This window comes from Nocardia puris (assembly GCF_003315035.1).
In the GTDB taxonomy this organism is placed as follows: Bacteria; Actinomycetota; Actinomycetes; order Mycobacteriales; family Mycobacteriaceae; genus Nocardia; species Nocardia puris.
The window spans coordinates 976,214-988,342 of the sequence record NZ_QNRE01000001.1 but is presented as its reverse complement, the minus strand read 5'-3'; the positions used below and the strand labels follow the sequence as shown (position 1 = coordinate 988,342).

The window sequence follows — 12,129 nt, the reverse complement described above, 5'->3', positions numbered from 1 at the left end:
TTCGCTCATGATCTTCGACGCTAGAAATCCGGCACCCTCTCGCGCGTCCCGCCGCGGAGCGTTTCCCGGGCACTACCTGCGGCGGATCGCGGCGCCCTCCTCACCCTCAGGTACTGGACGCGAGTTCCCCCGTGGGTATGACGCCGCGCGGGCCGGGGGTTCCTAGTGTCGTGGGTATGAAGGAGAAGAGCCGAGCTCTGACCAAGCGGATGAGCGCGCGGCACTGGTTCGACGCGGGCACGGTGTTCGTGGCGCTGGTGTTCTACGCGGTCGCCTGGCCCACCCTGCACCTCACGCACGAGGTGTCGCCGGCCGTGCAGCCGTTCGTCGCGGCGTTCGCGGCGTTCCCGATCCTGCTGGTGCGTTTCAACCCGCAGCTGGGCTGGGCGATCGCGGCCGGATCGGCGCTGCTCATCGCGCTGGCCATCCCGCACCAGCCGGGCAACGAGATGCCGTTCCAGGTGGTGCACCTGCTGACGCTGCTGGTGCTGCTGTTCGCGGTGGCGCTGCGCGCGCCGATGCAGATCGTCGCGGTGGCGTGGATCGCGAGCTCACTGCTGTTCGGCACCACCATGCCCGGGTCGGCGAACGCTGCGTGGGGCTGGCCGATCGGGTTGGCCGCCGTGGTGCTGTTCGGGCTGATGGTGCGCTGGCTGGTGCTCTCCCGCCGCGAACTGGTGCGCCAGGAGGAGGTGACCGAGCTCGAGCGGGCCCGGCGCGCCATCCTCGAGGAGAAGGCGCGCATCGCCCGCGACCTGCACGACGTGGTGGCCCACCACATGTCCCTGGTGGTGGTGCAGGCGCAGACCGCGCCGTACCGGGTGACGGACGTGAGTCCGGCCGCGCGGGAGGAGTTCGAGTCGATCGGCGCGACCGCGCGCGAGGCGCTCAACGAGATCCGCGGCATGCTCGGCGTGCTGCGCAGCGACGGCCAGCTCCCCGAACACGCCCCGCAGCCCAAGGCCGCCGACGTGCTCGCCCTGTTCGACGGCGCCCGCCGGGCCGGGGTGAGCATCGACTGGACCGTGGCGGGTGATCTCGCGTGGGTCGGAGAGACGACCGGTCTCGCGCTCTACCGCATCGCGCAGGAGTCGCTGTCGAACGCCTCTCGCCACGCTCCCGGCGCGCCCGTGCGGGTCACGGTGACCGTGGGCCCCGAGGTGACCCTCGTGGTGGGCAACGATCCCGGCGTCACCCCGGCCCGCCCGGTCGGCAACGGGGGCCACGGCATCGCGGGCATGTCGGCCCGCGCGCTGGCGGTCGGCGGCGAGGTGACGGCCGGGCCGCGTGCCGACGGCGGCTTCGAGGTGACCGCCCGGCTCCCGCTGAACCAGCCGACCGTCGCACCGGATCCGGCGCAGCTCGCCGAGCACTGAGCATGGAGGGGAGGTGGTGGAGTCCGTGTTCCGGAACGGGTGGCGCCGTGCGCGCGGCGGGCGAACTAGGGTGGGCGCGTGGCTATAACGGTTCTGATCGCCGACGACCAGGCGATGGTGCGCCAAGGGTTCGGCGCACTGCTCGCCGCGCAGGCCGACATCAGCGTGGTCGGCGACGCGCCCGACGGCAAGGTCGCGGTGGCCGAGGCCAAGCGGTTGCGGCCCGACGTGGTGCTGATGGACGTGCGCATGCCCGAGATGAACGGGCTCGACGCGGCGCGCGCCATCCTCTCGGCCGGCTTCGATCCGCCGGTGCGGGTGCTGATGCTCACCACCTTCGATATCGACGACTACGTGTACGAGGCGCTGAGCATCGGCGCGAGCGGCTTCCTGCTCAAGGACGCGCCCGCCGAGGAACTGGTGCGCGCGGTGCGGGTGGTCGCCGACGGACAGGCGCTGCTGGCGCCGACCGTCACGCGCAGGCTCATCGCCGACGTGACCAGCCGCCGCGCCGCCGCGCGCCCCAAACCCGCGCCGCAGCTGTCCACGCTCACGCCGCGCGAGCGCGAGGTGCTCGAGCTGATCGCCAAGGGGATGTCCAACACCGAGATCGCGGAGTCGCTGTTCGTCGCCGAGCAGACCGTCAAAACCCATGTGTCCAAGGTCTTCTCGAAGCTGAACCTGCGCGACCGCGCGCAGGCCGTGGTGCTCGCCTACGAGACCGGCTTGGTGACCCCCGGCTGAGTCAGCAAGTGCCGCCGGGCAATTCGTCCAGGTGGCGGTGGATCAGGGCGGCGAGGTCGTCGAGCAGGGCGACCGCGTCCTCGAAGCCGCCCGAGTCGGCCTCGGCCGCGAAGGCGACGGCGAGCCGGCCGCCCGGCGCGGGCACCACACCGAACTGGCGCACCAGGTACACGCCGGTGCCGTCGTCGGGGCCCCACCCGCCCTTGAACCGCGCGTCCGCGAAAGCGCCCAGGCCCCAGGTGTGTTCGGCGGTGATCTCGCCCATCATGCGTACCACCGGCTCCGCGCCGGGCAGGCACGGCAGGCGCGAGGCGAACCGGATCTGATCGGTCAGCGACCATTCGGTGGCGCCGAACGCGTGATAGTCCAGCTCGGTGCGCGGGCCGGCCACGCCGGTCGTGGGGTTGCCCGCCTCGGCGAGCACGTCTTCGACGGCGCGCGCGGCCGCGAGACCGCCGCCCAGCGAGTTCCACAGCGCGTCGGCGGCGTCGTTGTCCGACACCGTGATCGAGGCTTCCGCGGTGTCGAGCGCGCCCTCCGGATCGGCGCGCAGCGCGGCGAGCGCCAAGGGCACCTTGATCGTCGACCACGCCGCCCCCGAGGACCAGTCGCCGAAGACCGTGATCCTGTTGCCGCCCAACGGCATCACCGCCAGGCCCACCTGACCCGGCGCCGAGGACTGCCAGCGGGTGAAATCCGCCGCCAGCGAGTTCGGCAGGCGCACCGCCGCGTGCGGGGTCCAGCCGCCCGCGGTGCGGACGAGATCGCCCTCCGATTCGGTGAGCCCGCACCCCGCCGTGACCAGTGACGCCGCGACCAGCGCGCCGGCCACCACCCGGCGACAGGCGGCGGCTCGTGACGACCTCACCACGGTGACCCTCCCCGCGCCGCGCTCGCGGCGCCCTTCGAGCTCTGCCCGGCCGCGAACCGCCGGCCGGGACGCACCACCGTCCTCGCTTGGCAATCGGGAGCGGGGATGATGTGCTGTGGACAGTTTCGCCGATCATCCGGCGGATGGGAAACCGGGGACCGGAGGTCGCCGGTAGGCTGTGAGACCTGTGGAAGGGGGTCGCCTTGCTCAGCAGCGGTGAGGTGTTCGCGGGATTCACCGTGGAACGCCTGCTCGGGCAGGGCGGGATGGGGTCGGTGTACCTGGCCCGCCACCCCAGGATGGCGCGGCTCACGGCGCTGAAACTGCTCAACCGGGACCTGTTCCTCGATACCGAGGTGCGCGCGCGCTTCGAGCGGGAAGCCGACCTCGCGGCCCAGCTCGACCATCCCGGGATCGTCACCGTGTACGACCGCGGGTCCGAGGACGGGCAGCTGTGGATCTCGATGCAGTACGTGGACGGTGTCGACGCCGCCGCGGTGAACCCGATGACACTGCCGCCCGAGCGGGCGGTACAGATCATCGAGGGCGTGGCCGACGCGCTGGACTACGCGCACGGCAAAGGTGTGCTGCACCGCGATGTGAAACCGGCCAACATCATGCTGGCCCGGTCGCGCGCGGGGAAGGGGGAGCGGGTCTTCCTCACCGATTTCGGCATCGCCCGCCTGCGGGAGGACTCCACCCACCTCACCCAGACCGGCATGTTCACCGCGACGCTGGCCTACGCGTCGCCGGAACAGATGACCGGCGCGCCGCTGGGCAACCGCTCCGACCAGTACTCGCTCGCGTGCGCGCTGTACTGGCTGCTCGCCGGCATCGGACCGTTCGACGCCGACAACCCCGCCGACATCATCCACGGCCACCTCCAGCTGGCGCCGCCCTCGGTGCGGTTGCGCAGGCCGAAGCTGAATCCGGCGCTGGACCTGGTGATCGCCGCAGGCATGGCGAAGCGGCCGGAGTACCGGTACGCGACGTGCACGGAGTTCGCCGCCGCCGCGCGCAAGGCGTTGACGGCGGTGGGGCCGCCCCCGCTGCCGCCGCCTCCGCCCGTCGTGTACGCGCCGCCGGTATATCCGGGGCCGCCGGGTTACGCGCAACCCGTTCCGCCGCAGCAGGTTCCGAGGCATCCGTCGCAGTTGCCGCCGGGGGGTGGGATGCCGGTGCCGCCGGGGGGCGCGGTGCCGCCGAGTGTGGTGCCCGGTGTGGTGCCACCCGGTGGGGGTGTGGTGCCGCCTGGAGGTGCGGGAGTGCCGCATGCGGTTGCGCCCCACGCCGGGGCGCCTGCACCGCACCCAGGTGCTGTGGTGCCGAGTTCCGGTGCGCCGCAACCCGGTTCGGCTGCGCCGCCGGGGGCCGTTGCACCGCCCGCCGGTTCTCAGGCGCCTTCCGCTGGTGTTCCCCATGCTGGGCCGGGTGGTGTGGTGCCGCACGCGGGTGCGGTCGCGCGGCAGGGAATGCCCGCACCACCGCCCGCGCCGCCCTATGGCGCGGCTGTGCCTGATGCGGTTGCGCCACAATATGATCCGTCTGCACCGCCTGGTCCGCCCGGTGCGCCGTACGCTGATGCTCAGCAACGGGCTGAGGCGCGTGGGGCGCCCGGTGGGTCCGTGCTCCCGGCCGGTGCGCAGGGGTCGCCCGCTGGGCCGGGAGAGCAGGTAACCCGGCGGATCGGGGTTGTCGGTGCGGGCCCGGGCGGCGGCGCCGCGGTAGGCGAGTCCGCTGCTGTCGGCGATCCGTCGTGGCGGGCCGGTGCGGGGGACGAGGCTGCCGGGGGACCCCCTGAGCACGGTGCCTCGACGGGTTCCGATGCACCGCAGCAGGGTCCGGGGCGGATGGACTCGGCCCAGAATGGCGTGGGGGATACCGCAGGGGAGGGGCCGCCGGGTGCCCCTGTGTCGGGGCGAGATTCGCAGCGGCCGGGCGCGGGGTTGCCGGAGGGGGTCGCGTCGCCGGGATCTGCTGTATCGCAGCAGGACGTCAGGGACGGGGACGGCGTGCGTGCTGTCGAGGTGAGCGGGCGAGGTGCTGCCGTTGCGGGGAAGGATTCCGGGCGGCTCGGTGACGCCGATGGGGTGAGCTCGGCGGAGCGGAGCGAATCGCGGGATTCCGCTGTGCCGCAGCGGGGTTCGGCGGAATCCGGCTGGGGCGGACACGGTTCCACGCAGGCGACGGCCGCCGATGATGCGAGCGATGGTACCGCCGACGATGCGAGTGGGGGTGGCGCTGCGAGCGAGCAGGCGACCCGTCGGATCGAGGTTGTCGGTGGGCATGGCGCCGCGGCGCACGACGCGTGGCAGGGTGACGCCGAACCTCACCTCGCCACCGTCGGGGATGCTGCACAGGGTGAGGCCGGACGGGTCAATCTCGTGAAGGGGCGCGGGGCGGCCGGCTCCAGTGGGCCGGAGGCGCATGCGCCGGATGTGGAGGCGTCGGGGCGGGGCTCGGCTCCGCCTGTCGCGCAACCGGTTCCGGGTGCGGGGGCCGCGATCCCGCCGGGTTATCCGCCGTACGGGAATCGGCAGGTGGCGCACCGGTTCCCACGAAAGCCCAGGGGGTCCTGGGTCGTGGTCGTGCTGGCGCTGGCGGCCGTGGGCATCCTGGTGGTGGCGGTCGGGGTGGCCGCCGTGGTGCTGCTCGGGTCGGACTCGGAGGAGCAAGCGGCCGTGAGTGTTCCGACCACCACCGGTGCGCCCGCTCCCGCCGCGCCGGACCCGTTCGAGGCGAGCCGGGATGCGTTCCCGTCGCTCTTGCCGCGGGAATCCGGCGACATCGGTGAGGGGTACGAGGGCGCCACCTGTTACGCGGAGCGGCCCGGTGACCGGCTGCGGGTCGAGGTGGACGCGCTCACCGGCAGCGACTGGGTGCTGGCGTGGGAGTGTCGCCGCGACGTCGACGACTCGCTCAGCATGAACTACACCGTCTTCGAGTACGAAACCCCGACCGCCGCGAGGGCGGTACTGGCCGCGCTACCCATCACCGACGCCACTCCCGGCCGCAAACAGGACGTCCCGTACACGGCTTACACCTGGACCCGCGAGGACCCGCAGGGCCCCGTGCCGTCCTACTTCGCCACCGCCCACCTGATCATCGGATTCCCCACCGACCCCGACCGCTCCACCTACCTGATCCACGTCAGCCACCGAGGCGCCTCCACCCATCCCCTCGCTCCCCGCCCCACCGCCGCCTCCGAACTCGACCGCTGGTGGGCCGAAGCCCCGCTGTGAACGGGTCGGTCCGCACGGAGTCCCGGTCACGCATCCGTGTGAGTCTCCTTGGCGTGGAGACGTTGACGACCCCCCTCACTCCACCGCCAGCGCCGCGACGATCGGCATGCGGGCCGCGCGGAGGGCGGGTGGGATGGAGCCGAGGAGGGCGAGGCAGAGGGCGGCGAGGCCGTAGACGATCAGCATGGGGCTGGCCTCGTAGACGATGTCGATGGTCATGGCCTGGCCGATGGCGACCGTGGCCAGGTACTGGACGGCCGCGCCGACAGCCAGGCCGATCGCGGCGCCGATGAGGCCGATGCCCGCCGCCTCCGCCAGCACGGACCGGAGCAGGAAGCGGCGGCTGGTGCCCATGGCGCGCAGCACGCCCAGCTCGCGGCGGCGTTCCAGCACCGAGAGCATCAGTGTGTTCAGCAGCGCGACCGTCGCCACCAGGACCACGATCCACAGGATCGCCCGGCTCATCGACGAGCCCTGCCGCACGCTCCCGGACACCGCGGTCAGCGCCTCGTCACCGGAGGAGACCGTCAATTCGGCGGGCACGACCTCCCGGACGGCGGCGCGCACCGCCACGGGGTCGGCGCCCGGTTCGATGTCGATCGCGATGACGGTCTCGCCCGGGCGCTGATACCACTGGCGCAGGAACTCCACGTCCATCATGACCACGCCGGATATCGCCGACATGTACGGAATCACTTGCAGCACAAGCACGGTGTGCGGGCCGGTCGGCGTCTGCAAGGTCAGCTCGGACCCGGTCGACACGCCGAGTGAGCGCGCCACGTCGCGCGACACCACCACGCCCTCACCGGATGCCATGCGCGGCAACAGGTCCCGGTCCACCGAGCCCTCCCGGATATCGCCGCCGGAGGCCGGGAACCCCTGCAACATCACCCGACCGCCACCGAGCGTCGCGAACGCCATCTGCGCGGGTTCGGCGAACTCGACTCCCGGCACGGCGGCCAGCTTTTCCGGCAACCCGGCGGGCAGCAGCGGCCCGGTGGGGAACTGCTCCATGGGCGCCGGGCTGACGTAGAGATCGGTGCGTGCCATATCCGAGAACGAATCCGTGGCCGAATCAACGAGATTGGCCGACGCCCCGCCCATCGCGACCGTCGCCGACACCCCGATCATCACCGTCATCGCGGTCGCCCACACGCGGCGCGGCGCCCGCTCCAGCGTGGTGGCCCCGAGCGCGCCGGGCGGCCCGAACAGCCGCGCGATGGCGGCCGCGCCCCGCACGATCGGCCCGGTCGCCGCGAACGCCAGCAAGAGCGCGGCGGTGAACGCCGTCGTGATCGACGCCAGCGACAACCTGCCGAGATCCGCCCGGGCGATCAGCACGGCGGCGACCGCCAGCCCCACGCCGAGCGCCACCGCCGTCCAGCGCAGCAGCGGTCGCGTGGTGTCGGCCTGCCCCACCCCGACCGGTGCCAGCGCCTCGATCGGCTGCACCTTGTACACCTGCCGCGCGGCGATCCCGGCCGCGATCACACTCGCCAGCACGCACGCGACGATCGCCGCCGGGATCGCGTACACCGGCACCATGTACTCGGTGCGCGCCTCCACCGACTGCACCATCGCCGCCGGAATCCGGTCCAGCGCGGTCGATCCCATCGCCATGCCGAGTAGAGCGCCGAGTCCGCCGCCGAGGAGTCCGAGCAGCGCGGCTTCCACCAGCAGGTCGCGCACGATCGGCCCGCGCCGCCCGCCGATGGCCCGCAGCAGCGAGAGCGCGGGCCTGCGCTGCGCCACCGCCATGCTCATCGCGTTGTAGATCAGGAAGGCCGAGACGATCAGCGCCGCGAACGACGACATCAGCGTCGAGTACCGCATGATCTGGATCGCGCGACTGGCCTGCATCGTCCGCAGATCCGGGTCGGCGACCACGGCTCGCCCGTCCACGGCGTCGGTGAGCGCGGCGCGCAGCGCGCCCACGTCGGCGCCGTCCTCGGCGACGATCTGCACCGAATCCAGCATCCCCGTGCGCCCGGTGAGCAACTGCGCCAACGGAAGTGGCGCGGCGATGAGGTGCCCGCCGTTGAGCCTGCGGGAGACCTCCTCGTCGAGAACCCCGGCGACCGTGACTGTTCCGCTGCCCAGCGGGAAGGTTTCACCTTTCTCGTAGCCCATGGCCGCGCCCACCAGCACCCCGCGCGGTGTGCTGATCAGCGCGGCGGACTGCTCGCCCATCGGACCGGCAAGATCGCTGCCGAGCGCGCCGACGTTCGCGTCCGCGCCGATCAGCAACGCCCGCTCGTCGCCGGCGCCGATCGGGGCCCGCAGCATCGGAACCGCCGTCGCCACACCGGGTGTCGCGGCGATGGGCCCGAGCAGCGACTGCTCGAAACCGCCGTCGGTGATTCCGGTGACCTCCAGGACGGCCGTGCCGCCCAGCGATTCGGTGAGCCGGTCCACCGACCCGGTGACCGAGCCGGTGATGCTGAGCACCGCCACCAGTAGCGCGCCCGACACCGCCATCACCGCCAGCGACATCAGCGTGCGGCCGCGGTGGGTGAGCAGCTCACCGATATTGAACAGCCGCAGGCGATCCCACGCCGCGCGCATCATGCGTGCACCGCGTCACCGTCGAGGTCGGCGCGGCGCACCACGTCGGTGGAGCCGATCCGCCCGTCCCGCAACGTGATCACGCGGTCGCAGTATTCGATCGCGCCCATGTCGTGGGTAACCATGACGACGGAGCTGCCGCCGCCTGCGATCTCGCCGAGCAACGCCAGAATCGCCGCGCCCGTCTTGGAATCCAGGTTGCCGGTGGGCTCGTCGGCCAGGATCAGCGGCGGGTCCATGATCAGCGCGCGCGCCACCGCCACCCGCTGCATCTGCCCGCCGGACAGCTCGGCGGGACGGTGCTCGGCGCGGTCACCGAGGCCCACCCGCTCCAGCAGCTCCAGCGCCCGGGGCTTGGCCTTGCGTAAGCCGGTGCCGTCCAGCAACTTCGGCACCGCGACGTTCTCCCACGCCGAGAGGGTGGGCAGCAGGTTGAAGAACTGGAACACGAAACCGACGCGGTGGCGGCGGAATTCGGACTGCTGCTCGTCGGTGAGCGCGCCGATCTCCTCGCCCTGGAAGCGGATCGAGCCCGCGTCGGGGGAGTCCAGCGCGCCCAGCAGGTGCAGCAACGTGCTCTTCCCGGAACCGGAAGGGCCGATGATCGAGGTGAATTCACCCGCCTCGACCCGCACGCTGACTCCGTCCAGCGCGCGCACCGTCTGCTCTCCGATCCGGTACTGCTTGACGACATCCGACAGTTCCAGCATGGCCGGCTCCGGCATGGTCCGGTCCCCCTCTTCTTTCGTTCGTCTTTTCAGCGCGCCAGCGCGGGCGTGGCGCTGCGCACGCCCCACCGATCGAGCACGGCGCGCAGGGCGGGTTGTTCCGCCGTGAGTTGCAGGTAGACCTCGACCTCGGACATGCCGAGCAGGAGGCCGAGTTCCGAGCGCGCGGCGAGGTGGTTGTGCCACCGGTACTCCAGCGCGAGCAGCAGCCCCTCGGGTCCGCCGAACAGGCGCTCGAGTCCGGGCAGGTCGTCGAACAGATCGGGACGGTCCGGGTCGACCGCCGCCCGGTCCAGCACGGTGTGCACGATCGCGGTCCTAGCGTGTACGTCGTCCCAGGACATGACATCGGCCTTTCGTGATGTGTCCGCCGGCTGCCGATCGGGCGGTCCGGCGAGGGTGCGGTCCACGCTACGGAGCGCCGCGCACCCTGTCCTCGTGCTGCGGCAGCGAATCCTTCTCCTACCGGGGTAGGAGAGCCGGACCGTTTCCGGGACGATGCGGCCACCGGCGTGACGGGGCTAGCCTGACACAATGGGTGTGATGCAGGCCATCCCTTCCGAGGCGGGTGCGCGGCCGGTGCCCTTCCGCGATCGGGGCACCGTCGGCTACCGGCTGCGCGAGTTCGCCCGCGACCCGCTCGGCGTCTTCCTCCGCAATATCGCGGAGTTGCCGTTCGACTATCCGCCGCGGGTGATCCTGTTCGCCGACGTCGCGATCTTCGCGATCGCCCTCGCGGCCACCGCCCAGCGCCACGAGTATTTCCCCACCGCGCTGCCGTTCCTGGCGATCATGCTGCTGCTGGTCTCGATTCCGCTGTTCTGCCTGGTCGGCGTAGTGCCGAACCCGGCGACGCTGGGTTTGTGCGGCATGGTGGCGACCGCGTTGTTCCTGGTGCAACCGGTGGACAACGACATCGCGCCGTTCGTGCTGGTCCTGGTGGTGGGCGAGGTGTCGGCCATCGCTTCGGCGCGGGTCGGCGTCGCCATCGCGGCCGGAGCGATCGGCCAGCTGGTGCTGTTCGACGTGTTCGCGCCCTCGATCGGCGCCCCCGCCGGGCAACTCGACGCCGTGTCCATGTACGCGATCGGCGTCCTGCTGGGCCTCATGTGCGGGCTGATGCTGCAATACCAGCGACGTTTCCTCTACCAGGAGCGCGACTACCAGGAGATCCGCGCGGCCCGCGCCGCCGAGGAGGAGCGCAGGCGCATCGCGCGCGAGGTGCACGACGTGATAGCGCATTCGCTGAGCGTCACCCTGCTGCACCTCACCGCGGCCCGGCGTGCACTGCAGACCGACCGCGATGTGGACGAGGCCGTCGACGCGCTGGTCGACGCCGAACGGCTCGGCCGCCAGGCCATGGCCGATATCCGCCGCACCGTCGGGCTGCTGGATCAGCGGCCCGCCACCACGGCGCCCGAACCCGGCATCGGCGATATCGAGGACCTGGTCGGCGATTTCGTGCGCGCCGGACTCGACGTGCGCTACCGGCCCGACCCGGATGTGAGCCCGGTGTCGGCGGCGGTCGGTCTCGCGCTCTACCGCATCGGGCAGGAATCGCTGGCCAACGTCGTGAAGCACGCGCCGGGCGCCTCGGCCACCGTGCGGCTCTCGGTCGGCACGACCTCGGCGGCCCTCACCGTGGGCAACACGCTGCCCGAGGGGCCACCCGCGCACCCGGGCCACGGCATGGGATTGACCGGTATGCGCCAGCGCGTCGAGCTGCTGGGCGGGCGGTTCAGCGCGGGGCCGCACGACGACGGGTGGCAGGTGCGCGCCGAGTTCCCGCTGTACGCGGCCAAGTCGTGGCCGGCGTGCCCGATCACCGAGAGCGCCCTTCTTCGGCCACGCAACGCGATGCCCGGATTGGAGAGTGCGTGACAGCGATAGCGCCGAACGGCGGCGAGGCGCTGGTCCACGTTCTCGTCGTCGACGATCAGGAACTGGTGCGCGGGGGAGTGCGGCGCATTCTGCGCAGGCGGGACGGCTTCGTGGTGTCGGAGTGCTCCGACGGTGACGAGGTGGTGGCCGCCGTGCGCGCCGACCGTCCCGACGTCGTGCTGATGGACCTGCGCATGAAGCGCGTCGGTGGCATCGACGCCACCCGCATGCTGCGCGGCCTCGACGGCGCGCCCCCCGTGCTGGTGCTCACCACGTTCGACGATGACCAGCTGCTGTCCGGAGCGCTGCGCGCGGGCGCGGCGGGCTTCATCCTCAAGGACTCGCCCGCCGAGGACCTGATCCGCGCCGTGCGCACCGTCGCCTCGGGCGGCGCGTGGCTGGACCCCTCGGTCACCGACCGGGTGCTGTCCACCTACCGCAGCGTGCGGCCGGTGTCCACACGCGCCGACAGCAGGCTGGCCGAGCTCACCGCCCGCGAGTACGAGGTGCTCGAACTCATCGGCCGCGGCCGCGTCAACGCGGAAATCGCCAGGGAACTGGGCATCTCCGAGGTCACCGTGAAAAGTCACGTCGGCCACATTTTCGGCAAACTGGATCTGAGGGATCGCTCGGCGGCGATCGTCTTTGCGTTTGACCACGGAGTGGTCTCCCCCGGAGAATCCACTCCTTGACGGTAGCCCGGCGATCCGGGTCACCACCGG

The 12,129-nt window shown here is 72.0% G+C and carries 9 protein-coding genes; 5 read left to right on the top strand and 4 right to left on the bottom strand.

What is annotated here, in order from left to right; translation table 11 throughout:
* Window positions 1-176 precede the first annotated feature (176 nt).
* Together DFR74_RS04520 and DFR74_RS04515 are read left to right on the top strand one after the other, a co-directional pair.
* Window positions 177-1,376 (top strand): sensor histidine kinase, encoded by a 1,200-nt coding sequence (locus DFR74_RS04520; protein ID WP_407675095.1) that lies wholly within the window; start codon window positions 177-179, stop codon window positions 1,374-1,376.
* 78 nt (window positions 1,377-1,454) lie between these two features.
* Window positions 1,455-2,120, top strand: a complete 666-nt coding sequence (locus DFR74_RS04515) for a response regulator (protein ID WP_067508806.1) — start codon at window positions 1,455-1,457, stop codon at window positions 2,118-2,120.
* 1 nt (window position 2,121) lies between these two features.
* Here DFR74_RS04515 and DFR74_RS04510 read toward each other — a convergent pair whose 3' ends face one another.
* Complete coding sequence (locus DFR74_RS04510) at window positions 2,122-2,988, bottom strand: serine hydrolase (protein WP_084537571.1); 867 nt, start codon at window positions 2,986-2,988, stop codon at window positions 2,122-2,124.
* A 206-nt stretch (window positions 2,989-3,194) separates the two neighbouring features.
* Here DFR74_RS04510 and DFR74_RS37755 point away from each other — a divergent pair, with 206 nt between their 5' ends.
* Entirely contained in the window at window positions 3,195-6,233 is a 3,039-nt protein-coding gene (locus DFR74_RS37755; protein WP_325050970.1) for a serine/threonine-protein kinase, read from the top strand.
* Between the two features lie 75 nt (window positions 6,234-6,308).
* Here the strand turns inward: DFR74_RS37755 and DFR74_RS04500 are convergent, their stop codons facing one another.
* Genes DFR74_RS04500 through DFR74_RS04490 form a run of 3 tightly spaced genes read right to left on the bottom strand, consistent with a single transcriptional unit; the run spans window position 6,309 to window position 9,870 of the window.
* Window positions 6,309-8,801, bottom strand: coding sequence for an FtsX-like permease family protein (locus DFR74_RS04500; RefSeq protein WP_067508808.1), 2,493 nt, complete (start codon window positions 8,799-8,801; stop codon window positions 6,309-6,311).
* The gene (locus tag DFR74_RS04495; RefSeq protein ID WP_084537568.1) at window positions 8,798-9,523 is read right to left on the bottom strand and encodes an ABC transporter ATP-binding protein; all 726 of its coding nucleotides are present in this window, start codon (window positions 9,521-9,523) and stop codon (window positions 8,798-8,800) included. Before DFR74_RS04495 ends, DFR74_RS04500 begins: the two co-directional genes overlap by 4 nt.
* A 32-nt stretch (window positions 9,524-9,555) precedes the next feature.
* Window positions 9,556-9,870 carry a hypothetical protein gene (locus DFR74_RS04490; RefSeq protein ID WP_067508810.1) on the bottom strand — a complete coding sequence of 105 codons (315 nt, stop codon included), beginning with the start codon at window positions 9,868-9,870 and terminating at the stop codon, window positions 9,556-9,558.
* A gap of 190 nt (window positions 9,871-10,060) precedes the next feature.
* On the opposite strand from DFR74_RS04490, the gene DFR74_RS04485 reads away from it, so the two are divergent.
* Both DFR74_RS04485 and DFR74_RS04480 read left to right on the top strand, forming a co-directional pair.
* A complete protein-coding gene (locus DFR74_RS04485) occupies window positions 10,061-11,407 on the top strand; it encodes a sensor histidine kinase (protein ID WP_067508813.1) in 1,347 nt (448 codons plus the stop codon).
* The gene (locus tag DFR74_RS04480; RefSeq protein WP_067508815.1) at window positions 11,404-12,099 is read left to right on the top strand and encodes a response regulator transcription factor; all 696 of its coding nucleotides are present in this window, start codon (window positions 11,404-11,406) and stop codon (window positions 12,097-12,099) included. Before DFR74_RS04485 ends, DFR74_RS04480 begins: the two co-directional genes overlap by 4 nt.
* Window positions 12,100-12,129 lie beyond the last annotated feature (30 nt).